The sequence below is a fragment of the Aeromonas sp. R10-2 genome (assembly GCF_040908445.1).
GTDB lineage: Bacteria > Pseudomonadota > Gammaproteobacteria > Enterobacterales > Aeromonadaceae > Aeromonas > Aeromonas veronii.
The window spans coordinates 1-25,917 of the sequence record NZ_JBFODS010000019.1 but is presented as its reverse complement, the minus strand read 5'-3'; the positions used below and the strand labels follow the sequence as shown (position 1 = coordinate 25,917).

Annotated in this window: 24 protein-coding genes; 19 read left to right on the top strand and 5 right to left on the bottom strand. The window is 60.8% G+C overall.

Annotation, left to right across the window (positions count from 1 at the left end; genetic code table 11):
- The first annotated feature begins 54 nt into the window (after window positions 1-54).
- The 14 genes from AB5Y97_RS04060 (at window position 55) to tldD (ending at window position 17,527) form a co-directional block, all read left to right on the top strand.
- Window positions 55-549, top strand: a complete 495-nt coding sequence (locus AB5Y97_RS04060; RefSeq protein WP_368157268.1) for a prepilin-type N-terminal cleavage/methylation domain-containing protein — start codon at window positions 55-57, stop codon at window positions 547-549.
- The gene (locus AB5Y97_RS04055; RefSeq protein WP_103251120.1) at window positions 536-1,096 is read left to right on the top strand and encodes a prepilin-type N-terminal cleavage/methylation domain-containing protein; all 561 of its coding nucleotides are present in this window, start codon (window positions 536-538) and stop codon (window positions 1,094-1,096) included. Before AB5Y97_RS04060 ends, AB5Y97_RS04055 begins: the two co-directional genes overlap by 14 nt.
- The gene (locus tag AB5Y97_RS04050; RefSeq protein WP_368157267.1) at window positions 1,096-1,986 is read left to right on the top strand and encodes a PilW family protein; all 891 of its coding nucleotides are present in this window, start codon (window positions 1,096-1,098) and stop codon (window positions 1,984-1,986) included. Before AB5Y97_RS04055 ends, AB5Y97_RS04050 begins: the two co-directional genes overlap by 1 nt.
- Window positions 1,976-2,437, top strand: a complete 462-nt coding sequence (locus AB5Y97_RS04045; RefSeq protein WP_234887526.1) for an MSHA biogenesis protein MshP — start codon at window positions 1,976-1,978, stop codon at window positions 2,435-2,437. Before AB5Y97_RS04050 ends, AB5Y97_RS04045 begins: the two co-directional genes overlap by 11 nt.
- 25 nt (window positions 2,438-2,462) lie before the next feature.
- Window positions 2,463-6,035 carry a DUF6701 domain-containing protein gene (locus AB5Y97_RS04040; RefSeq protein ID WP_368157266.1) on the top strand — a complete coding sequence of 1,191 codons (3,573 nt, stop codon included), beginning with the start codon at window positions 2,463-2,465 and terminating at the stop codon, window positions 6,033-6,035.
- A gap of 216 nt (window positions 6,036-6,251) precedes the next feature.
- Entirely contained in the window at window positions 6,252-7,292 is a 1,041-nt protein-coding gene (locus AB5Y97_RS04035) for a rod shape-determining protein (RefSeq protein WP_005340051.1), read from the top strand.
- Window positions 7,293-7,334: 42 nt separating this feature from the next.
- Window positions 7,335-8,225 carry a rod shape-determining protein MreC gene (gene mreC / locus AB5Y97_RS04030; RefSeq protein ID WP_005340053.1) on the top strand — a complete coding sequence of 297 codons (891 nt, stop codon included), beginning with the start codon at window positions 7,335-7,337 and terminating at the stop codon, window positions 8,223-8,225.
- Complete coding sequence (gene mreD, locus AB5Y97_RS04025; protein WP_005340054.1) at window positions 8,225-8,710, top strand: rod shape-determining protein MreD; 486 nt, start codon at window positions 8,225-8,227, stop codon at window positions 8,708-8,710. Before mreC ends, mreD begins: the two co-directional genes overlap by 1 nt.
- 2 nt (window positions 8,711-8,712) lie before the next feature.
- The gene (locus AB5Y97_RS04020) at window positions 8,713-9,300 is read left to right on the top strand and encodes a nucleoside triphosphate pyrophosphatase (protein ID WP_005340055.1); all 588 of its coding nucleotides are present in this window, start codon (window positions 8,713-8,715) and stop codon (window positions 9,298-9,300) included.
- A gap of 94 nt (window positions 9,301-9,394) precedes the next feature.
- Window positions 9,395-10,864, top strand: coding sequence for a ribonuclease G (gene rng / locus AB5Y97_RS04015; protein ID WP_005340056.1), 1,470 nt, complete (start codon window positions 9,395-9,397; stop codon window positions 10,862-10,864).
- Window positions 10,865-14,758: a YhdP family protein gene (locus AB5Y97_RS04010; protein WP_368157265.1), complete on the top strand. Its 3,894-nt coding sequence runs from the start codon at window positions 10,865-10,867 to the stop codon at window positions 14,756-14,758.
- A gap of 34 nt (window positions 14,759-14,792) precedes the next feature.
- Window positions 14,793-15,113, top strand: a complete 321-nt coding sequence (locus AB5Y97_RS04005; RefSeq protein WP_236302373.1) for a Dabb family protein — start codon at window positions 14,793-14,795, stop codon at window positions 15,111-15,113.
- Between the two features lie 25 nt (window positions 15,114-15,138).
- The gene (locus AB5Y97_RS04000; protein WP_368157264.1) at window positions 15,139-15,945 is read left to right on the top strand and encodes a carbon-nitrogen hydrolase family protein; all 807 of its coding nucleotides are present in this window, start codon (window positions 15,139-15,141) and stop codon (window positions 15,943-15,945) included.
- A gap of 133 nt (window positions 15,946-16,078) precedes the next feature.
- The gene (gene tldD / locus AB5Y97_RS03995) at window positions 16,079-17,527 is read left to right on the top strand and encodes a metalloprotease TldD (RefSeq protein ID WP_320545489.1); all 1,449 of its coding nucleotides are present in this window, start codon (window positions 16,079-16,081) and stop codon (window positions 17,525-17,527) included.
- A 132-nt stretch (window positions 17,528-17,659) separates the two neighbouring features.
- On the opposite strand, the gene AB5Y97_RS03990 is transcribed toward tldD, so the two are convergent.
- The 3 genes from AB5Y97_RS03990 to AB5Y97_RS03980 form a co-directional block, all read right to left on the bottom strand.
- Complete coding sequence (locus AB5Y97_RS03990) at window positions 17,660-17,863, bottom strand: hypothetical protein (protein ID WP_005340062.1); 204 nt, start codon at window positions 17,861-17,863, stop codon at window positions 17,660-17,662.
- 159 nt (window positions 17,864-18,022) lie between these two features.
- The gene (locus tag AB5Y97_RS03985; RefSeq protein WP_368157263.1) at window positions 18,023-18,745 is read right to left on the bottom strand and encodes a MarC family NAAT transporter; all 723 of its coding nucleotides are present in this window, start codon (window positions 18,743-18,745) and stop codon (window positions 18,023-18,025) included.
- 138 nt (window positions 18,746-18,883) lie between these two features.
- Window positions 18,884-20,203: an MFS transporter gene (locus tag AB5Y97_RS03980; RefSeq protein WP_368157262.1), complete on the bottom strand. Its 1,320-nt coding sequence runs from the start codon at window positions 20,201-20,203 to the stop codon at window positions 18,884-18,886.
- 166 nt (window positions 20,204-20,369) lie between these two features.
- On the opposite strand from AB5Y97_RS03980, the gene AB5Y97_RS03975 reads away from it, so the two are divergent.
- Both AB5Y97_RS03975 and aphA read left to right on the top strand, forming a co-directional pair.
- Window positions 20,370-21,044, top strand: coding sequence for an ATP-binding protein (locus tag AB5Y97_RS03975; protein WP_113740387.1), 675 nt, complete (start codon window positions 20,370-20,372; stop codon window positions 21,042-21,044).
- 106 nt (window positions 21,045-21,150) lie between these two features.
- Window positions 21,151-21,870: an acid phosphatase AphA gene (gene aphA, locus AB5Y97_RS03970; protein WP_113740388.1), complete on the top strand. Its 720-nt coding sequence runs from the start codon at window positions 21,151-21,153 to the stop codon at window positions 21,868-21,870.
- Window positions 21,871-21,942: 72 nt separating this feature from the next.
- On the opposite strand, the gene AB5Y97_RS03965 is transcribed toward aphA, so the two are convergent.
- Window positions 21,943-22,209: a hypothetical protein gene (locus AB5Y97_RS03965; protein WP_005348674.1), complete on the bottom strand. Its 267-nt coding sequence runs from the start codon at window positions 22,207-22,209 to the stop codon at window positions 21,943-21,945.
- Between the two features lie 169 nt (window positions 22,210-22,378).
- On the opposite strand from AB5Y97_RS03965, the gene AB5Y97_RS03960 reads away from it, so the two are divergent.
- Together AB5Y97_RS03960 and AB5Y97_RS03955 are read left to right on the top strand one after the other, a co-directional pair.
- Window positions 22,379-23,200 carry an HDOD domain-containing protein gene (locus AB5Y97_RS03960; RefSeq protein ID WP_005357745.1) on the top strand — a complete coding sequence of 274 codons (822 nt, stop codon included), beginning with the start codon at window positions 22,379-22,381 and terminating at the stop codon, window positions 23,198-23,200.
- Window positions 23,201-23,328: 128 nt separating this feature from the next.
- Window positions 23,329-23,826: a GNAT family N-acetyltransferase gene (locus AB5Y97_RS03955; RefSeq protein WP_113740389.1), complete on the top strand. Its 498-nt coding sequence runs from the start codon at window positions 23,329-23,331 to the stop codon at window positions 23,824-23,826.
- 156 nt (window positions 23,827-23,982) lie between these two features.
- On the opposite strand, the gene AB5Y97_RS03950 is transcribed toward AB5Y97_RS03955, so the two are convergent.
- The gene (locus AB5Y97_RS03950; RefSeq protein ID WP_005340085.1) at window positions 23,983-24,159 is read right to left on the bottom strand and encodes a hypothetical protein; all 177 of its coding nucleotides are present in this window, start codon (window positions 24,157-24,159) and stop codon (window positions 23,983-23,985) included.
- 552 nt (window positions 24,160-24,711) lie between these two features.
- On the opposite strand from AB5Y97_RS03950, the gene AB5Y97_RS03945 reads away from it, so the two are divergent.
- Complete coding sequence (locus AB5Y97_RS03945) at window positions 24,712-25,914, top strand: ISL3-like element ISAeme19 family transposase (protein ID WP_368157222.1); 1,203 nt, start codon at window positions 24,712-24,714, stop codon at window positions 25,912-25,914.
- Window positions 25,915-25,917: the final 3 nt, after the last annotated feature.

The window sequence follows — 25,917 nt, the reverse complement described above, 5'->3', positions numbered from 1 at the left end:
AATGTTAAAGCGAGGCTTCGGCCTCGCTTTCTCTTTTCCCTGATGAGAACCTCCATGCCTGCAACCAAGGGCTTTACCCTGATTGAACTGGTACTGGTGATCCTGTTACTCGGGATTCTGGCCGCCTTTGCCGTGCCGAAATGGCTGGGCAAAGGCGGCTTTGAAACTCAAACCGTGCGTGACGAGCTGCTGACCCGGCTGCGGCTGGTACAGACCGTCAATATGCATGAGCCAGCCAATCGTTGTACCCAGCTGGTGGTGGCCTCTCCCCGTTTTGCCCACCGTACTTATGCGGCGTGTCCCGCCAGCGATGATCTGGATACCAGTAGTGGCTGGACTTCCCAATTGGAGACCCGTGGTCGACTGGTTACGCCCTCTGCCGGTATCTCCATCTCCCTAGATAACAACAACCGCTTCGTGCTGCGCTTCGATCAGATGGGGAGACCGCTAGGCAACTGTGCTACCGGTTGTACCTTGCTGGTGAGTGATGGCCGCGAAATCAGCCGTATCAAGATTGAATCCGAGGGGTTTATTCATGAGATCCCTTAAGCGTGGTTTTACCCTGATCGAGCTGATCGTCGGCATAGTGCTGCTGGCGGTGGCGCTGACCGGCATTCTCGGTTTACTCATCAATCAGGCGCCGCAGGCGGTAGACCCGGTGCAGCAGGTACGCGCCGCCCAGCTGGCCCAGCGCCTCTCCGGCGAGATCTTGCAAAAGTCGTTTGATGAACATTCGGATCATAACGGTGGTCGTTATCGTTGTGGCGAGCAGGTGGCTGGGGTGACCATCTCTTCCTGCTCCACCAGTTATGGTCCGGATGGCGAGCCCGCATCCTATGCCTATAACGATGTGGATGATTTCGATACCGCAGGTAACTGGGTGGATGCCAACACGCTGACCCAAACTGAGGTGGGAGTCAGCAGCGAGGAGTATCGCAACTATCAGGTGAAAATTGCGGTGAGTGGAGCCGATTTCAGCGACGGCACCTTCAAGAGTTGTGTCGCCCCCTGCTCTGTGGGCAAGCGCATTGATCTGCAGATCAAGCTACCGGATCAGAGCGTGCTCGACTTCTCCTTCTATCGGGGGAATTACTGATGGATCGCTCCGCTATCAGGTGTTGCCTGTCTACCAGAATTTCAGCGCCCCTAGCCAACTCCGGCGCCAGATTACGCCTGGCGGCCAATCGAACCTACCGTAAACCTCGGGGTAATCGTGGCTTTACCCTGGTCGAGCTGGTGATGGTCATCCTGCTGCTCGGGATAATGGCGACCTTTACCAGCCAGTTTATCGGCATCGGCACCCAGATTTACGGGGATGCCAGCCGCCGCGAGCAACTGATGAGCGATGCCCGTTTCGCCCTGGAGCGGCTCAATCGCGAGGTGCGCGACGCGGTCCCCGGTTCGGTGCGGGTCGAGGACGAAGGGGGCGGTGCCCAGGAGCAGGGGGCCTGTCTGCGGTTCTGGCCCATCGCCACCGCCAGTCGCTACCTGGAGACGGCGAGCAGCACCGTGCTTCGCATCGTCGAGCCTGTCACCATGCCGGCAAAGGAAGATACGGCCATCATCTATCCGCTGCCTGACACGACCTCTGGCAGTACCATCACGCTGGACAAGGGGTGTGTGCAGGGGCGTTGCACTGCCAGAGTGACCGAGGTAGGAACTCCCGTCTCCGGGGCCGTGCCGCTGACCCTGGCTGGTGCGCTCGCCAAGGACTCGCCGGGCCAGCGCATCTATTTTGCGAATCAGCAGGTGCTCTATTGCGTGAGAGGGGGCAACCTCTGGCGCATGGCCAAGTCCCTCGACGACACCCTGAGCAGCAGCGAGACCACCCGGTTGATGGCGGAGCATATTCGTCCCGCCGCCTATTACTTCTATCGGGAACCCGCCGCCTTCAACCAGAGCGAGGTGGGGCTGCGGCTGGAGTTCGAGCAGCGCGACGAGCGCGTCGTCTTCCACCACAAGCTGGAGACCCTCAATGTGCCCTGACACTCCCACCATGGTGAGGTCCCAGCGGGGCAGTGCCATCATGGTCGCCCTGTTTGTCATCGTCATCATGGGGCTGCTCGCCGCCGCCATGGGACGCTTCCTGCTCGACAGCAGCGAGAAGAATACGGTGGAGGTGCGCGGCGTGCGGGCCCTGATGGCGGCCCAGAGCGCCGTCGAAATCGGGCTCTATCGCCTCTACCCCAACGGCCACTGGCAGGGGCAGAGCTGCAGCGATCTCAGCCTGGACCTCCCCGCCGATGCGCTGGGATTGGCGGGTTGCCGAGCCAGCCTGGGTTGTACAGAGGTGATCGTCGACCATAACGCTCGTACCACCAAGGGGTGGCGACTGACGGGTATCGGTCAGTGCGGGGATGACAGCGGCGGCGCCTCCCCCGATTTTGCGGTCAGCCGCAGCGTGATGGCGGAGGCCTTCGATGGCACCACGCCGTGAGACCCCTTGCAAGGAGCCCGCATTCATGACGTCAAAGCAGCCTCTTTGGGGTCCCATGCTGTTCACCATGCTGCTGGGTGCGGCCTCGGTACAGGCGGCCGATCAGTGCATGGGGGTGTTTGATTACCCGGTCCAGAGCCATGCCTCTCCGGGAAAGCTCTCCATGACAGATGGTTCCTCGATCGTGGGGGCCAGCCAGCCGGCCAACTATCCGTTTCTGAGTGCCTCTCTCGGCGGCCAGTCCGGCTGTTCGACCAGTACGGGGAACGCCGGGGGTCAGTATGTGGGCAGTGCCTGGCAATCCTATTGCGGGATCACGGGAGCGTTGGCCACACCACTTGCGGACCAGACCTTCAAGGCCGACCCCAAGGATTTCCCCGCCGCCACCCAGGATTTCCCCAGTTATAGCGGCGGCAGCAATGTGTCTTGTAACGGCGCGATAAACCTGAGCCCTGGCAACTATGGGGCAGGAAACTGGTCTGGCTGGAATTGTCAGGCCACGCTGGAGAGCGGCAAGAATTACTACTTCCAGAGCCTCTCCCTCTCCGGAGGGGCGGCACTGAATGTCAATGGCGCCAATGTGTTCGTCAAGACCCTGACCATGCAAGACTCGAGCAAGCTGCAGGGGACGGGCACGCTGAACGCGAACAGTGTCACCCTCAATGAAGGTGCGACCCTCTCCGGTCTTGCCATCAGGGTCCATGACACCCTGGCGGTGGCGGTCAACCAGGCAGACCAGGTCGCGGCCGCCCGCTTTCAGCCTCACTCATTGAACAGCCTGACTCTGGGGGCGCAGAGCGTCATCACCCTGGCGAATGGGCAGTGGGCGATCCGTACGCTGACGATGAAAAACAACAGCCGGATCAACTTCGTTGATAGCGGTAGTACGACCAAGGCCCACATGGACATCTACACCCTGGCCATGATGAGCGAGTCCAAGATCTACTCAAGCGGGACAGGCTCCCCTCCAGACAACTTACTGATCAAGCTCTATCAGAGCCTGAGCATGCAGGATGGGTCTGCCGTGAAGGGCTATGTGCATGCTCACTATCTCGACCAGCTCAGCCTCAGCGGCACCCACGAGGTCGTGTTCTATCTCTCCGGCGGGGAACATTGGATCGACAAGCTCAGCATCAGCAACACCAATCTGGATGTGGTGGTGGATGATGACAGCACGGCTCGGCTCTATGTGAATGGCGACATTTCCCTGCGTGGTCAGATGAATGTCAACGCAGAGGGCTCGGCAAACAACTTCCTGTTCTACGGGTTTGGCAAGGCCACCCTGAGCGGTAATGCCAAGCTCAACGCCATTCTCTATGTGAAAGCAGGCAATCTGACCATGAGTGACCAGGCTGTGCTGACCGGGGCAGTGTCCGCCGTCAACGTGACCATGTCAGGCTGGGGCAGCAAGATCATCCATGAGCCCTTTACCGGCGACTGGCCCGACGTATGCCAACCGGAAGGCGTCACCCTGCACCACTTCGAACTCGACCATACGGGATCAGGCCTCACCTGCAACCCAGAATCGGTCACGGTCAGAGCCTGTGCCGACCTGGCGTGTACGGCCCTGGTGACGGACCCTGTGGAGGTTCAGCTCTCGGTTACCCCTGAGAGCAACGGGCTCTGGGTCGGTGGGGGCAATATCTCCCTTTCCGGCGGTGCCGCGTCCGTCTCCTTGCGGGGCAACAAGCCCGGAGTGCTGACGATCGGTGTGGCAAGCGCTACCCCTCAGGCCGGGTCTGCCACCCTGTGTCGGGCCGCGGGTGGCGAGCCGAGTGCCGAGGACTGCACCCTGGACTTTGCCGACAGCGGCTTCCTGTTCGAGGTGCAAGATACCTATGCCAACAAGCCGCAGCAGGTGCTGATGAAGGCGGTCAAGAAAGATGACGCCAGCCAGCAGTGCGTGCCGGGCTTTGCCGATGTGAGCAAGCCCGTCAGCTTCTGGAGCGACTACATAGATCCGACTGGCAATGCATTTGGCAGCAAGGTGACGGTCAATGGCAGTGCCGTCGCCACTAGCCAGGCGGCGGCCGCCAGCACGGAACTGGCCTTCGATGCCCAGGGGGAGGTGACCCTGACGGTCAACTACCCGGATGCGGGCAAGATGCAGCTCAACGCCCGCCACGAGGGCAGCGGCGACAGCGCCGGGTTGGTGATGACGGGGGCGGATCAGTTTGTCTCCCGCCCGGTGGGGCTCTGCATCACGCCCACCCAGGGGACCTGCGCGGCAGGTGATATCACCTGCCCTGTGTTCAAGAGGACGGGAGACAGCTTCTCGCTCAATATCCAGGCCATGGCGTGGCAGAGCGACAGCGATGGGGATATCTGCACCGGCAATGGCACCACCCCCAACTTCGTGTTGTCCGACATCGCCCTGACCAGCGAGCTGGTGGCCCCTCAGGGGGGCGTGGTCGCCCAGGTCACCCCGACCAGGTACAGCCACGTTGCAGCCAGTGCCAGCCTCAATACACCCGCCCTCAGCCTCAACGAGGTCGGGGTCTTCAGGATCAAGGCGACGCCACCAGCGGCTACGTTGCCAGAGGGAAGCACAGTATCAACGGGCTATTTCGGTTACACCATCCCTCCCGCCACCAGCGTACCGTTGGGGCGCTTCGTACCCTGGGACTTCAACATGACGAGCGGTACCGTCACCCCGGCCTGCGACGGTTTCAGCTATATGAGCCAGCCATTCGGGATACAGACGGTGGTGGAGGCGCGCAACAAGGAAGGGAGTGTCACGAGGAACTACCGTGATGCCTTTGCCAGAGGGGCCCTCACCCTGGTGGCCGCCAACAATCAGGACGGGGTGGACAGATCCAATCGGCTGGCACCTCTGGCCGCCAGCTGGACCGAAGGAACAGGCAAGCAATCAGGTCAAACCCGCTTTATGCGGCTGCGCGAACTGACCCCTAGCCTGACCGCACCGGAAGAGCCCTTGCCGCTCCTGCGACTAGGGCTCAGAGTGACGGACGGCGAAACGCCGGAGACCACTTTCCTCGACGGACGGAACATGAATCCGTCCGTCAGCGGCACTTGCCAGAGCGGGGTGAACTGCACCGCCAAACAGCTCTCCATTCCGAAGGGATCGGACGATACCATGATCGCCTACTACGGCCGGCTGCTCGCCAGCACCCGTCAGGGGGTCGATAGCGCCCCGCTGGCGCTGCCCCTGCAGGTGCAATATTTCGAAGGGGGCCTGTGGCGAGCCAATTCGCAAGATAGGCGAGCCAATTCGCAAGATATCTGTACCCAGATCTCCCTGGCGGGAGGTGGTATCGTCTTTACCGATGCGGAGCAACGCTATGACTCCGCGACGGGGGATCTGATCCTCAAAGACAGTACCCGCATTCGCCTTGGTCTCGGCAATGTGGCTCCGGGCGGTACTCAGGTCGGTTTCGACGCAGGCGAGACCCGGTTCCACTTCGCGCCTCCCAATCAGGCGGTGCGCATTCCCTATCGGATCGTGCTGGAGCAACAGCCATCCCAACCCGTCTGGTTGGCGGATCCGGCCACGGCGGATCACCTGCTGGGAGAGGCCATTTTCGGCCGGGATCGGGGTAATGACAGAATTATTTATCGCCGCGAAGTGATGCCCTGACACCCGGGCTGACACGGGGAGATAGACGCATTGCTGTACAGTGGCGTCTTATCTCCTTGTTTCGTAGTGTTTGTCGGCCTGAGCGGGTGAGTGATGACTCGCATTTTTGTCGCGCCTGATTGATTGGCGACAGTTTGAGCGCTTGCCCATTGGGGTGGGCATTGGTAAAGTTAGCCGGTTTTCTGCACCTCCAAATTCTTAGGATTTCCCGTAGCCATGTTCAAAAAGCTCAGAGGCGTCTTTTCCAACGATCTGTCGATCGATTTGGGAACTGCCAACACCCTGATCTATGTAAAAGATCAAGGGATCGTCCTTAACGAACCCTCAGTTGTCGCCATTCGCCAAGAGCGCGGGAACGCCAAATCGGTCGCTGCTGTCGGTCATGCCGCCAAGCAGATGCTGGGCCGTACCCCGGGCAACATCTCCGCGATCCGCCCGATGAAAGATGGCGTGATCGCCGATTTCTACGTGACCGAGAAGATGCTGCAGCACTTCATCAAACAGGTTCACGACAACAACTATTTCCGCCCCAGCCCGCGTGTGCTGGTGTGTGTACCGTGTGGTTCAACCCAGGTTGAGCGTCGCGCCATCAAGGAGTCCGCACTGGGCGCCGGTGCCCGCGAGGTCTACCTGATCGACGAGCCTATGGCTGCTGCCATCGGTGCCGGCCTGCCGGTGTCCGAAGCGACCGGCTCCATGGTGGTTGATATCGGTGGTGGTACCACTGAAGTGGCCATCATCTCTCTGAACGGTGTGGTCTACTCCCAGTCCGTCCGTATCGGTGGCGACAAGTTTGACGAAGCCATCATCAGCTACGTCCGTCGCAACTACGGCAGCCTGATCGGTGAAGCGACTGCCGAGCGCATCAAGCACGAGATCGGCTCCGCCTATCCGGGCGAAGAGGTGCGCGAGATTGAAGTCCGTGGTCGCAACCTGGCTGAAGGTGTACCGCGCAGCTTCACGCTCAACTCCAACGAAATCCTGGAAGCGCTGCAAGAGCCGCTGTCCGGTATCGTGGCTGCCGTCATGGTGGCGCTGGAGCAGTCTCCGCCGGAACTGGCTTCCGACATCTCCGAGCGCGGCATGGTGCTGACCGGTGGTGGCGCACTGCTGAAAGATATCGACCGTCTGCTGATGGAAGAGACCGGCATTCCTGTCGTCGTGGCCGAAGATCCCCTCACCTGTGTGGCCCGTGGCGGCGGCAAGGCGCTGGAGCTGATCGATATGCACGGTGGCGATCTGTTCCACTACGAATAAGACCCAAAGCCGGCCAACGTGCCGGCTCTTTTTTGACGACCCATGAAACCCATTTTTGGTAGAGGCCCTTCGCTTCAGTTACGGTTGTTTCTCGCCGTCATCATCTCCATCGCTGCCATCGTCGCGGATTCCCGCTTCGGTGTGTTTACCCATGTCCGCGTCTACCTCAGTTCGTTAGTCAGTCCCCTGCAATACATGGCCAATGCGCCGGGTACCCTGCTCGACACCATGTCGACCCAGGTGCAGACCCGCGCCGATCTCATCGAGCAGACCAAGCAGCAGGAGCAACAGCTGTTTACCCTGCGTGCCCGTCTGCTCAAAATGGATCAGCTGGAGCACGAGAACCAAAGGCTGCGTGAGCTGCTCGGTTCGCCGGTGCACAAAGAGTCCCGCAAGATGGTGGCCGAGCTGCTGTCGGTGGATTCCGACCCCTTCAGCCATCAGGTGCTGATCAACAAGGGGGCGCTGGATGGCGTCTACAACGGTCAGGCGGTGATCAACGATCAGGGCGTGATTGGTCAGGTGCTCCACGTGGGCTCCACCACCAGTCGCGTGCTGCTCATTACCGACTCCAGCCACGGCATTCCGGTGCGGGTGCTGCGCAACGACTTGCGTGCTATTGCCTCCGGCAGTGGCGAGCTCGACAAGCTGGAGCTGCGCAACCTGCCGCGCAACACCGATATTCAGGTGGGTGACCTGCTGGTCACCTCCGGTCTGGGTGGCCGCTTCCCGGAAGGCTATCCGGTGGCGACTGTGACCCGCTCCGAGTATGTGGAAGGCAAGCCCTTCGCTCAGGTCGAGGCCAAGCCGCTGGTGGAGCTGGACAGGCTGCGTTATCTGCTGCTGCTGTGGACCGACAAGAAGCCTGAAGTACATGATGAGGATGGCGAACGGGCGGCTCCCGCTGCGTCCGCCGCAGGAGCCACCCGCTAATGCTAGAACCCGCCAGCGGCAGGATCTGGATCTGGATCTCGATCCTGCTGGCCTTGAGCCTGTCGATCCTGCCGCTTCCTTTTGAATTTGACCCCTTCCGTCCGGACTGGCTGGCCATGGTGCTCATCTACTGGGCACTGGCTTTGCCGCACCGGACCAACGTCGGCACCGCCTGGGTGGCGGGCCTGCTGCTGGATGTGCTGCTTGGCAGCACCCTCGGCGTGCGGGCGATGGCGATGGCCATTACCACCTATCTGGCGGCCTTCCAGTTCCAGAAGATCCGCAACTTCTCCCTCTGGCAGCAGGCACTGATCATCGGTGGCCTCTCGCTGGTGGGTAAAATGACGGTATTCTGGGCCGAGCATCTGTTCAGCCAGGCCAGTCTCAACTTCTCCTACTTTTGGTCGACGTTGACGACGATGCTAATATGGCCCTGGGTGTTTCTGGTGCTGCGCAAGGTGCGGCGCCGCTTCAATATCAGGTAAATATGAACAAAAACAACGAACCACAACTCTATCTCGCCTCGGCTTCTCCCCGTCGCCGTGAACTGCTGACCCAGATTGGCTACCGCTTCGAGGTGCTGAAACTGGATGTGCCCGAGCAGCGGGAAGAGGGTGAAAAGGCGCAGGATTACGTCTGCCGCCTCGCCCGTGACAAGGCGATGGCGGGCGTGGCGTGTGCGCCGACGGCGTTGCCGGTGCTGGGTGCCGACACCATAGTGGTGCTGGGCGACCGGGTACTGGAGAAACCGTCCGATCTGCTGGATGCCAAAGATATGCTGGAGTCCCTCTCCGGCAAGGTGCATCAAGTAATGACGGCGGTAGCGCTGGCCAGCAAGGATCGTTGTGACGTGCGTCTGGTCACCACCAACGTGGCGTTTCGCAAGCTGGACGAGGCCGAGATCGAGGCCTACTGGCAGACCGGTGAGCCCTGTGACAAGGCCGGGGCTTATGGCATTCAGGGTATTGCCGGCAAGTTTGTCAGCCGCATCGAAGGGAGCTATAGCGCCGTGGTCGGCCTGCCCCTGCTGGAGACAGACCTGCTGATCAAGCATCATCTGGAACAGCTCAAATAATTTCCCGTCAGCTGTGCTCTGCTGCGTTTCTCCCTTGCGCGCGTGTACCGGATTGGCTCTATAGAATTCAAAACTGGAACAGGCAAGGTCACTTATGTCGGTAGAACTGCTGGTTAACGTTACCCCCTCCGAAACCCGGGTCGCTCTGGTCGAAAACGGTCTGCTGCAGGAAGTGCATGTAGAACGTCAGGCCAAACGCGGCATCGTGGGCAATATCTACAAAGGCAAGATCAGCCGGGTACTCCCGGGTATGCAGGCGGCCTTCGTCGATATCGGCATGGACAAGGCAGCCTTTTTGCACGCCTCTGATATCGTCCCTCACACCGAGTGTGTGGCGGTGAAGGAGAAGGAACAGTTCCAGGTCGGTAACATCGCCGAGCTGGTGCGTCAGGGGCAGGACATCATGGTGCAGGTGGTGAAAGATCCGCTGGGTACCAAGGGTGCCCGTCTCACTACCGATATCACCCTGCCATCCCGCTATCTGGTCTTTATGCCGGGCAGTGCCCATGTCGGCGTCTCCCAGCGTATTGAGTCCGAAGCGGAGCGGGAGCGCCTCAAGCGCACCGTGGCCGGCTATGTGGACGAGCTGGGTGGCTACATCATCCGCACCGCCGCCGAAGGGGTGGGGGAGCAGGAGCTGGAGCAGGATGCTGCCTTCCTGAAGCGGCTGTGGCGCAAGATCCTCGAGCGCAAGCAGAAGTATCCACCCTGCAAGATCCTCTACGAGGATCCCAGTCTGGCATTCCGGGTGGTGCGCGACTTTGTCGGTGCCGAGCTCGACAAGATCCGCGTCGACTCGCGCCAGAGCTTCGATCAGCTCAAGCGCTTCACCGAAGAGTACGTGCCTGAGTTGGCCAGCAAGCTGGAGTACTATCCTGGCGAGTCGCCCATCTTCGATCTCTACGACGTGGAGAACGAGATCCAGCGGGCGCTGGAGCGCAAGGTGGAGCTGAAATCCGGCGGTTACCTCATCATCGATCAGACCGAAGCCATGACCACGGTGGATATCAACACCGGCGCCTTTGTCGGCCATCGCAATCTGGAAGAGACCATCTTCAACACCAACGTCGAGGCGACGGCGGCCATTGCCCGTCATCTGCGCCTGCGCAATCTCGGCGGCATCATCATCATCGACTTCATCGACATGCAGTCCGAGGATCACCGCCGTCGGGTGCTGCACAGTCTGGAGCAGGCGCTGTCAAAGGATCGTGCCAAGACCAACGTCAACGGCTTCTCCCAGCTCGGTCTGGTGGAGATGACCCGCAAGCGCACCCGCGAGAGTCTGGAGCATGTGCTCTGCTCCGAGTGCCCCGAGTGTAAGGGGCGCGGCCGGGTCAAGACGGTGGAGTCGGTCTGCTTCGAGATCCTGCGGGAGATCATTCGGGTCAATCGTGCCTATGATGCGGATCAGTTCACCGTCTACGCAGCCCCGGCCGTGGCCGACTACCTCCATGGCGAGGAGTCCCACAGTCTGGCTGAGCTGGAAGTGTTCATCGGCAAGCAGGTGCGGGTAGTGAGCGAACCCCTCTGTGGTCAGGAGCAGTTCGACGTGGTGATGATGTAATTGGTCTATCGCTGGCTAAGTCGGGGCTGGTTGGCCCTGGGGGTCCTGTTCGTACTGATGGCCATGCTGGTCACGCTGGTACGGGTCGGGGGCCCTTTGCTGAATCAATACCGGGAGAGTCTGATCCACACTCTGCTGGGTGATTCACAACTCCAGGTCAGCGTGGAGCAAGTGGGGCTGGACTGGACACAGTCCGGGCCCGCCCTCGAACTGCAGCAACTTGCCATCGCCCCGGATTCGGGGCGTTTTACCGTACAGCTCGGCAAAGCCTGGGTGCATCTCGACTTCTGGCGCACCATTAACGAGCTAACGCCGGTGTTTGGCGAGCTGATCCTGAGCGATGGCGATATCACCATCGACTTGCGCCAACCGGCTGACGACAGCCCCTCCGGCGATCCCCAGCAGGGCGCCCTGCTGCGCTTTCTGCTGACCCAGCTCTCTACCTTCGATGTGCACAACACCCGCCTCAGCGTCACCACCGCCCTCGGTGATCTGCGCGCCCTCGACATCGCCCAACTGCGCTGGCAGAACCGTGGCAAGCGCCATCAGGGGGTCGGCAAGGCTTACCTCATCAACGGGGTGGGCGAGAGCACCCTCGATCTGATTCTGGATGTGGACGCCCCGACTGCCCGGCTCGATCGCCTCAAGGGTCAACTCTATCTGGGGGCCCGCCAGCTCGATATCACCCCGACCCTGGCCAAGATCCATGCGGGCGAACCCAAGGTTGCCGGTCAGCTCGACTTCCAGCTCTGGAGCGCGTTTGACAGTGGCAAGCTGGGCAATACCCTGCTGGCGTTTGGCAACAACTACCTGATCTGGAAGGATCCCAAGAAAGGGGAGATGCACCGTTTCGGCCTTGATGGCGGCAAGATCCAGCTGCGCCGTGATGGCACCGACTGGCAACTGGCCAGCCACAACGTCACCTTCAAGCTGGACGGCAAACCCTGGTTGCAGAGCCGCTTGCAGCTGGAGCGGATCGGGGATCGGGTGCAGGGCTATCTGCCCAGCATAGAGTTCGACAAGATCACCCAGATCAGTCAGCTGGTCTCGGCGCTCTACCCCACACTCTGCGAGACCCTGCGCCAGACCAATCCGCAGGGGTCGGTGCAGGATCTGACGCTGCTGGCCAATGCCGACTGGCAGGATCTCTCCCTCAGTGGCCGCTTCAGCAAGGTGCGCCTCAAGGCCTGGCAGGATATACCCGGGATGCAGGATCTCAACGGCGAGTTCTGGCTTACCCCGACCGGCGGTAGCGCCAGATTGGCGCTGGCGAACGACAAGGTGGATCCCGCCCGTCACTTCAAGATGCCGATCCCGGTCGACCACTTCTCGGCCCGTCTCGACTGGTGGCGTGAGGAACAGGGCTGGGTGCTCTACGGGCAGGATATCGCGCTGGATAACCCGGATCTGACCCTGGCCAGCCGTTTCCGCCTCGATTTGTTCGAGCACCCTTTCCTGGCCCTGACCGGCCGCATCGATGTGAAGAACGCGGGCCATGCGGATCGCTACTTCCCGCTGCAGGCGATGGACAAGGGGCTGGTGGATTACCTGAGCGGCGCCATCAAGGGGGGCAAGGCCAAGGGGGCCGACCTGCTCTGGTATGGCGAGTTCAGGGACTTTCCCTACGACAACGGCAAGGGCATCTTCCAGGTGGCGGTGCCGCTGGAGCAGGCCACCTACGAGTTCTTCCCCGGTTGGCAACCGCTCACCGACCTGCAGATCGACCTGTTGTTCCAGAATGCCGGTCTCGATATGCGCAGCCGATCCACCAAACTCGGCAAGGCGAGCTCCGACTCGGTGCATGCCTGGATCCCGGATCTCTCCCCCGGCGCTCATCTCTATGTGGATGCCAAGGTGCAGGGGGAGGGCAAGGCCATCAGCGACTACCTGCAGGACTCCCCGCTGGGCAGTTCGGTGGGACAGGCGCTGCGGGAGATCGAGATCCGCGGCCCGATGGCCGGTTCGGTCAAGCTCGATATTCCTCTCGATGGCGAGAGCGAGGTGAAGGCGAGCGGCGATGCCACCTTCAGCAACAACAAGGTGCGGGTTGCCAGTCTGGATCTGCCGCTGGAGAAGGTGCAGGGGCGGCTCGAATATGACAACGAACAGACCCGCTTCAGCAACCTCAAAGCGAGCCTGTGGAACCAGCCGCTGACCCTCGATTATCAGGGGCGCCAGCATCCGGATCACTATCAGGTCGACCTCGATTTCAAGGGGCAGTGGGATAGTCGCCGCCAACCCGCCGCCATCTCCTCGTACGGTATCCTCAACGGCCGCAGCAACTGGGGCGGCAAGCTCGGGTTGACCTTGCCCGAGAGCAAGCCATTCAGCTTCCAGCTGGCGCTCGACTCCAATCTGCAGGGTATGGGACTGGATCTGCCGCTGCCACTGGCCAAGAGCAGTGCCAGCCGGCTGCCGCTCAAGGTGATCGCCCGTGGCCGGGATGGCAGCGCCGACATTCGCGCCGTGCTGGGGGCCGATGTGGATATGCAGACCCGACTGGTCTACGGCGAGGGTGTGCCTTATCTCAGCCGGGTGCGGGTTGATGTGGGTCAGCCGGGCGCCCGGGTAATGCGCGATGCTCCCATGCTGCTTGCCATCAACCAGCAGGAGGCCAATGTGGGCGGCTGGCTGGCACGACTCAAGCAGTGGCTGCCAGCGCAGAACCAGACTGGCAATGCGGTGGTCGGCCCCGCCTTCCTGCCGCAGGAGTGGTGGGTAGATGGACAGCTGGCTCGCGCCTATATCGGCAGTGCCACCCTCAAGGCGGCGCGTTTCACCGTGGGGCCGACCAATCAGGCGACCGAAGTGATGATCGACAGCCCCGATGTGATGGGGGTGATCCGCCTGCCCGCAGTGGCCAATCGCCCGGTGGATGCCAAGTTTGCCCGCATCTACTGGTCCGGCAAGAGTTCGGATCTCAGCCCGGATCCCGATGCCAGGCAGGATAACGCCATCATGGCATCCATCCCCTGGTTGAAGGTGAGCTGTGTCGATTGCCGCTTTGGCGCATTGCCGCTCGGCGAAGTGAAAGGGGAGCTGGTGCCCGGCGCCAACAAGGTGACCCTCAAGGGGCTGGATGTGCGGCTGGCGGGGAGTCAGCTCACCGGCAGCGTCGACTGGCTGGCCGATGGCAACCGGATGGAGACCCGCGCCCGTGGCAAGCTGACCAGCAACAACAGCGAGCTGCTGCTCAAGCGGCTCGGCTACACCTCACCCATCGGCGACGCTCCCGGTTCACTTGCCTTTGATCTGAACTGGCAGGATGTGCCCTATCGCCCGAGCCTGCCAACCCTGGGGGGCAGTGCCAACTATCAGCTGGAAGGGGGCACCCTGCGGGAGGTCAACGACAAGGGGGCCCGGCTGCTCTCCCTGCTCAGCCTCGACTCCCTGCTGCGCAAGCTGCGGCTCGATTTTCGCGATGTGTTCGACAAGGGCTTCTACTTCGAATCCATGTCCGCCTCTGCCACCATCAAGCAGGGGCAGGTAAGCAACGATGATTTCTATATGAAGGGGGCGGCAGGCAACCTGCGCGGCGAGGGGATCGCCGATCTGGTGCGCTGGCAGCTCGACTACGAGCTGAGCTTCTCCCCCAATCTGGGGGGCACCCTGCCGGTGGTGGCGGCCTTCTCCATCACGCCGGTCACGGGTCTCTATGTGCTGGCCCTCTCCAAACTGCTGGAGCCGGTGGTGGATGTGGTGACCCGCATCGATTTTCGCATCTCGGGCCCGCTCGACGCACCCAAGCTGATCGAGGCGGGGCGAGATCGCGCGCGCATCAAGCTCAACCAGCAGCAGAAAGAGGCGGTAGATGCCGTTGCCCCCAGCCTGCCGACCCAAGAGGTGACCCCTTTCCTGCTGAGCCCCAAACACGCAGGGCCCGCTCAGCGCTGAACGAGCGGCCAGGCACCATCACAAGGAGTGAGCCATGATCCGACATATCCTGCTGATCGCCTTCAAGCCGGGCACCCAGCCTGCCCAGATAGATACGGTGCGTACCGCCTTTCTCGCCATTCCCCATCAGGTCAGCGGCGTGACCGCTGTGGAGTGGGGTCGGGATGACAGCCCGGAGGGACGAGCCGAGGGGTTTACCCACAGCGTGCTGATGACCTTCGCCGACGAAGCAGCCCGCCAGCGCTATCTGCCCCATCCGGATCACGATGCCCTCAAGGCCATCTTTCGCCCAGTGCTGGAGCGAATCATAGTGCTGGATTACACCCTGCAGGCGGGGGATGCTGTCACCGTCTGATGGCTCAAGCGACAAGGAGAACGTCATGTGGTTAGCCGCAATACAGCTGGTATCTGGCCGTCACTGGCAGGATAACCGGGAGCAGATCGCCGCCGAGCTGGCTGCCTTGCCCAAAGAGCGGCCGCTACTGGTGCTGTTGCCGGAGAACTTTGCCCTGTTTGGCGAACGGCAGGGTTATCTGGATGGTACCGAGGCAATAGGTGAGGGCCCGATCCAGCAGCAACTGGCTGAATGGGCCCGCGATTACGGCATCTGGCTGGTGGCCGGAGCCATGCCGACCACCATCTCAGGTTCCGACCATATCCACACCAGCTCGCTGGTGTTTGACCCCAGCGGTGAGCTCAGGGGCCACTACCACAAGATCCACCTGTTCGACGTGGATGTGGCGGACAATCACGGTCGCTACCGTGAGTCGGAGACCTTCAGCCCGGGGGAGGCGCCTGTGTTGGTGGACTCTCCCTTTGGTCCCCTCGGCCTCTCGATCTGTTATGATCTGCGCTTTCCCGAGCTCTACCGCCAGTTGGCCCGTGCCGGTGCCCGTGTGCTGCTGGTGCCTGCCGCCTTTACCGCCGTGACCGGCGAGGCGCACTGGGAGCCGCTGCTGCGGGCCCGCGCCATCGAAAACCAGTGCTACGTAGTCGCTGCCAATCAGGGTGGCTCTCATGAGACGGGGCGCCAGACCTGGGGCCACAGCATGGTGATCGACCCCTGGGGTCGGGTGCTGGCGAGCAAAGAGTCCGGGCGCGGCACAGTGCTGGCGAAGATGGAGCCCGGGCTTATCGATGAATTGAAACGCACCATGCCAGTGCTGCAACACGCCCGTTTGCTCTGATGGTGTGGTGAAAAATTGAAACGCAGCCGTTTGCCCGTGCTGGAGCATGCCCGTTTGTTGTGATGGTGTGGCTTGTCGCCAACCCGTCGGCAAGACGATTTAAAACAGCTCGTTACGAGAGTGGAGAAGAAGATTGAGTCTATTGAGCCAGGTTAGTGCCTCCCTGTTGGCCCCGAACGACCTCGATGAAGGGCGCCTGCAGCAGCTGCTCGGCAGCCTGATGAGTCATCAGGTGGAGTTCGGCGATCTCTATTTCCAGCGCAGCTGGCACGAGTCCTGGATGCTGGAAGATGGCATCGTCAAGGATGGCAGCTACAACATCGATCAGGGGGTCGGGGTGCGCGCCGTCAGCGGCGAGAAGACCGGCTTCGCCTACTCGGACGAGCTGAGCCTGCTGGCCCTGCAACAGTCGGTGACCGCCGCTCGCGGCATCGCCGCCGCCGGTGCTCACGGCAAGGTGAAGGCGTGGGCCCGCACCGAAGCGAACCTGCTCTATCCGGCCATGGATCCGCTGCAGACCCTCGACAAGCATCAGAAGATCGCCCTGCTGGAGCAGATGGACAAGTTCGCCAGAAGTCTGGATCCCGCCATCAATCAGGTGATGGCCTCCATCAGCGGTGTTTACGAAGAGGTGCTGGTGGCCGCCACCGATGGCACCCTGGCCGCCGACGTGCGTCCGCTGGTGCGGCTGTCGGTGACCGTGATCGCCGAGAAGGGCGATCGCCGCGAGCGTGGCAGTGCCGGTGGCGGCGGCCGCTTTGGCTACGACTGGTTCCTCGAACTGGACGGGCTGGAGAGCCGCGCCTTTGGCTATGTGCGCGAAGCGGTGCGTCAGGCGCTGGTCAACCTTGAAGCCATCGACGCGCCAGCCGGTACCATGCCGGTGGTACTGGGCTCCGGCTGGCCTGGCGTGCTGCTGCACGAGGCGGTGGGTCATGGTCTGGAGGGGGATTTCAACCGCAAGGGATCTTCCGCATTTGCTGGCCGCATCGGCGAGCAGGTGGCCTCCAAGCACTGCACCATCGTCGATGATGGCACCCTGCCGGGTCGGCGCGGCTCAGTCTCCATCGATGACGAGGGGACGCCGGGTGGCTACAACGTGCTGATCGAGAACGGTATCCTAAAGGGTTACTTGCAGGACAAGCAGAACGCCCGTCTGATGGGCGTGCCACTCACCGGCAACGGCCGCCGTGAATCCTACGCTGCCATGCCGATGCCGCGCATGACCAACACCTACATGCTGGCGGGTCAGTACGATCCGGCGGAGATCATCGCCTCGGTGAAGAAGGGCATTTATGCCCCCAACTTCGGCGGCGGTCAGGTGGACATCACCTCCGGCAAGTTTGTCTTCTCCGCCTCCGAGGCCTACCTCATCGAGGATGGCAAGATCACTGCCCCCATCAAGGGCGCGACCCTGATCGGCAACGGCCCCGAAGCGATGAGCCAGGTCTCCATGGTGGGCTGCGATCTTGCGCTGGATCGCGGGGTTGGCATCTGCGGCAAGGAGGGGCAGAGCGTGCCGGTCGGTGTCGGCCAGCCCACCCTCAAACTGGATCAGCTCACCGTGGGTGGCACTTCGTAGGTTTGGGTTAGCCGCGCAGCGGCGTAACCCGACGCATTCAAACCCCGGCTCTTGCCGGGGTTTTGCTATTCAGGGGATCGCAAGCAACAAAAAGCCCCCGTCGGTGGATCGGGGCTGGCGGGTTATTCGGTATCAGTTGACGGATATGGCGCGGGCGTCGATGAAATAGCGAGCGTTACCCTGTTTGTCGATCTGGATTTTGGCAACCAGCTGCTCTTGATCTTTATATTCCCAGCGTTGCTCGATCTTGGCGAGGGATGGGCTCGCAATCCCAACCACGTTCAGGTACTCGTGAAACAGGCTATGGCTCCCTATTTCGGTCAGCATCTTGTCCATCTGCATACTCTCCTGAAGTTGAGTGGGTATTCATCAACAAACCTATCAGCGTCCATCTGAATACAGTCTGTATGAAAAACAAACTAACTCATTTGTGTGTCAATAACATGATCAGGAACAAGATCAGTGCAGATCGTCAGGGACTTTTTGATACCGTTTTCAATCAGAGCCGGTGGGCTTTTGCGGCAACTGATCAAACGTGCCGGAAGCCTTTGGGAGCGTCGGTGCGGTTTGCACAGCCTGGCCGCCGTGGAAGACCGGATCCTGTGCCACTTCCTTGATGCCATTGATGCAAAACTGCATACCCATGCAGACCAGCAGGAAGCCCATGATACGGGTCATGGCATCGATGCCGGTGGCGCCCAGGATCTTGCAGACCGGGTCCGCCAGCTTCAATACTCCCCAGCTGATCAGGCTCATCAGGGCAAACGCCGTTACCACACCGGCGTAGATGGTGAGGCGGTTGTACTCGTCAGGCAGCTCGGCAATCTGGGCTGCCCCGCTTATTACCAGCGCCATGGTACCTGGCCCGCACATGCTTGGCATGGTGAGCGGTACGAAGGCAATGCTCTGGTTTATATCGACCCCGCTCTGCTGGCTGGGGGCGGGGAACAGCATGCGAAAGCCGATAAAGCCGATGATGAGGCCACCGGCCAGACGCAAGCCCGGAATGGAGATCCCGAACAGATCCAGGATCGAGGATCCGATAAAGAAGGTGATGCAGAGGGTGCAGAACAGATAGATGGCGGCCAGATTGACCTGACGGCGCACGTGTTCGCGCGACATCCCCTTGCTCAGTCCCAGCAGCAGGGTGGCCGTGGTGGGCGGGTTGACCATGGGCAGCAGCGCCAGCAAGGTGAGTAATACGACCTGAAAGAACATCTTGAGCCTCGGATAAAGAGTTGGACGTCATGGGGCGACGCGGGTGGCAGGCCCCAGAGGGAGGCTATCTTATGCTGGCGAAACTGAACATAAGCAGTACAAAAAAGCCCCGGCAGATGCTGGGGCTTGTTGTTCGGGTCAGGCCGCTTGCGGTGCTTGCTGCTGCCGGATGGCCCGTTGCTGGAACCAGAGCCAGAGACCGATGGCGAAACCCAGCACTGACAGACTCACCACATAGTGGGAGGGGGCCAGCATGTCGCTCTTCATCCAGAGGGTCACCGCCATCGGGGTGAGGCCGCCGAAGATGGCGTAGGCCACGTTGTAGGAGAATGACAGACCGGAGAAGCGCACCACCGGCGGGAAGGCGTTGACCATCACATAAGGCACGGCACCGACAATCCCGACCGCAAAGCCCGCCAGCATATAGAGCGGCACCAGCTGGCTCGTGCCGGCCGCCAGACCGTGATAGAAGGCGTAGCTGGAGCCCGCCAGCAGCAGGGAGCCGAACATGAAGGTGAGACCGCTGCCCAGCAGGTCGATCAGTCGGCCATAGACGATGCAGCCGAGGGTCAGGGCAACAATCGCCAGCGAGTTGGCGGTCAGGGCGTCAGCCGGGCTGATGCCATAGACCTTCTGCAGATAGGTGGGGGTCATCAGGATCACCACCACGATACCGGCGGAGAGCAGCCAGGTGAGCAGCATGGAGACCACCACGCTGCTCTTGTGGTTGCGCAGCACCGTCTTGAGGGGCAGCTCATCGGCCAGGGTCTTGTTGGCCTTCATCTCGGCGAAGACCGGGGTCTCGTGCAACCAGCGACGCAGGTACATGGCGACGATGCCGAAGATACCGCCGAGCAGGAAGGGCACCCGCCAGCCCCAGTCACTCACTTCGGCCGGGGTCAGGCTCTTGTTGACCGCAGTGGCGATGAGGGAGCCAAGCAGGATGCCGGCCGTCAATCCCGCCGTGAGCGTGCCGCAGGCGACCCCGACTCGACGGGCAGGGACGTGCTCGGCGACAAACACCCAGGCGCCCGGCACTTCACCGCCGATGGCGGCGCCTTGCAGGATCCGCAGTCCCAGCAGGGCGATGGGGGCGCCGATACCGAGCACCGCATAGGTGGGCAGCAGACCGATCAACAGGGTCGGCAGCGCCATCATGATGATGCTGAGGGTGAACATCCGCTTGCGACCGATGAGATCGCCAAAGTGTGCCATGATGATGCCGCCAAGCGGGCGGGCCAGATAACCGGCTGCGAAGATGCCGAAGGTCTGGAACTGGCGCAGCCACTCGGGAATATCTGCCGGGAAGAACAGCTCGCCGATGACCACGGCGAAGAAGACGAAGATGATGAAGTCGTAAAACTCCAGCGCGCCGCCGAGGGCAGCCAGGCTCAGGGTTTTGTAATCCTGTCGATTGAGGGGGCGGGCGTGATCGTGCTGTTGTGTGCTTGTGGTCATATCCGTATGTTTCCCATCGGTTTTTTTAGTTATTGTCACCCCGGACAAGGGGCATATACAGGTGATCGAGAGTATGCTGCCTGCCTCTTGTGTGTAAATCGCGCAATTCGCAACACTGTCTTGCATCTTTTTGGGGCAATCCGAGTGCCCCGCTGGCGGAGGAATGATGGAAAAGAAACGTGTACTGCTCTCCTGGAGCAGCGGCAAGGATTGCGCATGGGCACTGCATCAGTTGCGGCAAGATCCCGCCATCGAGGTGGTGGGGCTGTTTACCACCCTCAATCAGGCATTCGAGCGGGTGGCGATGCACGGGGTGCGCAAGCAGCTGTTGACCGAGCAGGCCGCCTGCGTCGGGCTGCCCCTCATCACCATCGATCTGCCCTGGCCCTGCAGCAACGAGGATTACGCCCGCATCATGACCGGCTTTATCGCCGATGTGGTGGCACAGGGGATCCGCCATATGGCCTTTGGCGACTTGTTTCTTGAGGATGTGCGCGCCTACCGTGAAAAGCAGCTGGCAGGTACCGGCATCGAACCACTGTTCCCGCTGTGGGGCAGCAATACCCGTGAACTGGCACCGCAGATGGTGGCCGCTGGGTTGAAGGCGCGGATCAGTGCTCTCGACCCGAACAAGCTGGATGCCAGCCTGGGGGGGCACAATTTTGACGAGGCACTGCTGGCGGCGCTGCCAGAGGGCGTTGACCCATGCGGCGAGAACGGCGAGTTTCACACCCTGGCCTATGATGGCCCCATGTTCTCCCGTCCGCTCGGCATTCGGGTCGGCGAGACAGTGGTGCGCGACGGCTTTGTCTTTACCGATCTGCTGCCAATCAAGGATTAATTATCGGGCGTCAAATGCTCCCTTTTGCAGGAGCATTCACAGATTTGAGAGGTAGGATGGGGGCACTATTGGCCCCCTCTTTTGATTCAAGATGACAACCTGCCTTATGAAACACGTCTCTCGTCCGGCGCTGCTTGCCTCCTTGCTGGCTGCCGCCCTCTCTCTGCCTGCCGTGGCGGGTCAAGCTGCTACCGTTCAGCCGATCCCTGCCGGTGTCACCACCGTCACTCTGGCCCAGCAGGCGCCGATCCACTGGGTATCGGTGGAGCAGATTGCCAAGAGTCTGGATGGCCTGCCCCCGATGGCGGTCGGGTTTGATATCGACGATACCCTGCTCTTCTCCAGCCCGGGTTTTTATCGCGGCAAGCAGGAGTTCTCCCCCAACGACGAGAGCTACCTGAAGAACCCTGCCTTCTGGGAGAAGATGAACAATGGCTGGGATGCGTTCAGCATGCCGAAAGAGGTGGGCAAGGCGCTCATCGCCATGCACCTCAAACGCGGTGACCACATCTATTTCGTCACCGGCCGCTCGGCCACCAAGACCGAAACAGTGAGCCAGACCTTGCAGCAGACCATGAATATTCCGGCCGACCAGCTCAATCCGGTGATCTTCGCGGGTGATCAGCCGGGTCAGAACACCAAGGTGCAGTGGCTCAAGGATAAGCAGATGAAGCTGTTCTACGGCGACGCCGATGGGGATATCAAGGCGGCGCAGGAGGTCGGCATTCGCGGCATTCGTCTGCTGCGGGCCGCCAACTCCAGCTATCGGCCACTGCCGTTGGCAGGGGCGCTGGGGGAAGAGGTGATCGTCAACTCCCAGTTCTGATCCGGAGCGGATCCATGCAAAAGGGCGGGGCCATTGGCACCCGCCCTTTTTGCATCCGTCATCCAGCTCGGGTCAGTCGTCTGCCCACGGCATCTCGGGCAGGCTGTCGAGGAACTCGCCGTAACGGGTCAGATTGAAGGGGCCCTGATCTGCCTCCATCGCCATCAGCTCGGCACCGAGGGCGCAGGCGATATATTGCAGCGCCTCTTCTCGCGGGGTGCCCTTCATTACCAGCCGCATCAGGGTCGCCTTCACATGGGGCGGGTGACCGTCGTTGAGCTGGTTCTCCACCATCTCCAGCAGCGCGTCTTCATCAAAAAATTCCTGAGTGTCGTTCATGGGATATCCGCAACAGTGAATGTGGCGGCCAGTATAGCCTGAATGTGACTAACACCTTGAATGACCAGCGAATAAACAATCCGGTGGGGAGGCCATTTGTTACCCATAATTAGGAGGAGTTTGCCAAGGCAAACAGGTTGGAACACAGATAACATGGATGGACACGCCTATGCCCACGATAGATTCCCTGCTGGCCGAGCCCAAGCTACTGCCCCAGATCCCGGAAGTGATGCGCGATTTGATCCAGACCTTCAATGAAAAGGATCCGGATCTGCTCAAGATCAGCAAGTTGATCAACAAGGACCCTGTCATCTCCGCCAAGTTGCTGCGGCTGGCCAACTCGGCCAAATTCGGCAGCAGTCGTCAGATCGGCACCGTCAATGAAGCCGCAGTGCGGCTGGGGTTGGCGATGGTGCGCAACATGGTGCTGGCCTGCGGGCTCACCGAATCGGTCACTGCGGTGCCCGGCATTGACCTCAAACATTTCTGGGGCTGCGTTTTCAACGTGGCGGAGCTGGCGCGTCGTCTGGCGGTGAAGAAGGGGATGAAGGGGGATGAGGTCTTTACCTGCGCCCTGCTCTACGATCTTGGCCGACTGGTGATGCATGTGGGCCTGCCGGAAAACACCGTCCATCACATCCACGATCTGGAGTTGCACAAGGGACGGGCCAAGGCGGAAGAGCTGGTGGTCGGCTTCAACTATGCCCAGGTCGGGGCGGCCATGGCACGCTACTGGAAGTTCCCCGAGACCATCAGCAATGCGGTGGAGTATCACTACAACCCCATGCTGGCCAAGGAGTTCTCCGCCGAGGCCGGGTTGATCCATCTGGCGATCGTGCTGGCTGCGCAATCCGATGTGGGGGAAGAGGCGCCACCCGAGTGGCCCCACAAGGTGGCAGATGCGCTGGGGTTGAGCTGGGCCGATTGCGCCGCCCAGTTCACTGCGCTGCGCGAGCAGGGTAATGGCTACGCTGGGTTGCTGGCTGCCTGAGCCCGTTTATCCCATCTCATCAGGGGCCAACGCGGCCCCTTTTTCATGGCCGATGGTGCCACAGGCTTGCCAGCCCGGGAGTGACGGGGCACTCTTTGCCCTTCACTTTTTGTTTGAGAGCCCTTGCCATGATTGCCTCCTCCCGTCTGATCCTGCGCGAAATGATCGTCACCGACGCCCCCTTCATCCTTGAGCTGCTCAATGACGGCGACTTTTATCGTTACATCGGTGATCGGGGCATTCGCACCCTCGAACAGGCGCAGGAGTATATCCAGCAGGGACCGGCGGTCAGCTATGCCCGTTATGGTCACGGGCTCTATCTGGTGGAACGCAAGGAGGACGGTGTCAGCCTCGGTATCTGCGGTTTGATCAAGCGCGATACCCTGGCGCAGGTCGATATCGGTTATGCCTTCCTGCCGCAATATCGCGGTCAGGGCTACGCCATTGAAGCGGCGCAGGCCGCCCTTGCCGATGGCAAAAGCCGGTTGGGGATCGGGCAGGTAGTTGCCATCGTCACTCCGGGCAACGAGCGATCCATCGGCCTGTTGGCCAAGCTGGGGCTGGTGCGCAGTCGACTGGTCAAGTTGAGCGAAGATGCAGATGAGTGCCTGCTGTTGGAGCAGTGATCAGGGTCAGAGAGCTGGAAAGCGAATGGTTAGGCGGCTGTCAGGCTGAGTGACAAGCAAGAGCCCAGGTCTGGCTAAAGGCGGAGGGGGATAAGCAAAGAGGCCGCCGTGAGTTGCGGCCTGTCTGCATCGGGCGCTGCCGGAGGGCAGGCAGGATCAGTTGAGGTCTTCGATGGAGAACTCGCCAGCGATACCATCACAGGAGATGGCGAAACCGCCGCTGAAGCGGGTGCTGAACTGGATCAGGAACGCATCATTGTCGTGCTCTTGCACAGGCAGGTTGATGGGCTTGCTGCGACGCAGGGGCTTGTGTGTTTGTACTGCTTTCATCATGGTATTTCTCTATATAAATTAGGTGTTTGCTCCTTGTATTGGCAAATGTCAGGTCAATGGGCGCGGTCGATTGGGTGAACGACAAGCGCGCAGGAATACCCAGCCCGGTTAAGGGGCGTCTGCACTTTCAAGGAATATGCTGATGCATAAATCAAATTGGGTGGGCAGATCGGGTCTGCACCGTGAGAGCCGGGCAACGCAGGCAGACAGCCTGACGGTTCTCAAGGCGAGTAAATCAGAAGAAGGTTATGCGGGTACTGGCAGGATTCATCGTGAGGTGAAGCATTGCAGGGTAAACATAAACAGGGCTGATTAACTAGCCGACGCGCATTCTCTCCTCGAAATGAATAAAAAGCAAACAATAATTTGCCGATGTTGAAGTCAGTACGCTTTTCCTCTGTGTAATCAAGGTGCTATCAGCAGCAAATATCCGCCGCTATCCGCCATAAAAAGAGGTTCTTCGCGGGATCTTGGGGAAGTGGAAGTTGACAGACAGGGTGCTGGTAAACTGGCTGTCTCCAAACACACCACCACCATCACCCTGCTGTCGCCGTGCATCATATTGATATTGCCTCCTTCTGGCCAGGTTATACCGTCATCGCCCAAGCGCTTTCTGCCAACCATCACACCCTGTTTACCCTTGAGCCTCGCGCCGACCTGTTGCCCCGTTGTCGCCGATGCCTGCAACCCACGCCATTGATCCACGACCAACGTATCCGCCGGGTGCGTGAGCGAGACCTATTTGACCGACAAGTCTGGTTACAACTGCCTGTTCGCCGCGTCGACTGTCTGCGCTGTGGTCGCGTCAGTGAACATATCGACTGGCTCCCCTCTGGCTCCCGCCTCACCCGGCGCATGCAGTGCTGGATTGAAGCGCTCGTTCAGTACCTCCCCATCCGCCATGTCAGCCAGCTCACCGGGGTCGGTTGGCACACCATCAAGGAGATCGACAAGCGCCGTTTGCAGACCAGTGTGGGCACCATCGAACTTGGGGAGGTGCGGCGGCTGGTGATGGATGAGTTTGCCCTGCACAAGGGACACCGCTATGCCACCGTGATCATGGATGCCGAGCGAATCCGCGTCCTGTGGGTGGGGCACGGCAACAGCCGGGCCGCTATCCGTCCCTTCTTCGAGCAGCTCGGCGAGCGATGCCAGCAGATTGAAGCGGTGGCGATGGACATGAACACGGCGTTCGACCTGGAGGTGAAGCAACACTGCCCGCAGGCGGAGGTGGTCTACGACCTGTTCCACGTGGTGGCTCGCTATGGCCGAGAGGTGGTGGACCGGGTGCGAGTGGAGCAGGCGAATGCACTGAAAAGCGATAAACCGGCGCGAAAAGTGGTCAAAAGTGCGCGTTGGTTGCTGCTACGTAATCGGGCGAAGTTGAGTGAAAAACAGGATGTGAAGTTGCAGGAGCTGTTGGCGGCGAATCAACCGCTGGCGATGGTGTACGTGCTGAAAGAGGGGTTGAAGGGCATCTGGTATGCGCCGAGCGTGTGGGAAGGATGGCGACGATGGCGGAGCTGGATGCGGCAGGTGAAGGAAAGCGGGCTAGCGCCGCTGCAACGATTTGGTCGAAATTTATCGAAATATATGCGGGGGATCCTGGCGAGTGCAAACTACCCGATGCACACGAGTGTGCTGGAAGGGGTGAACAACAAGATCAAAGTGATAAAGCGCATGGCATATGGATTTAGGGACTCAGAATACTTTTTTCTGAAAATCAAGGCGGCCTTCCCCGGAAAGCCGCGATGAACC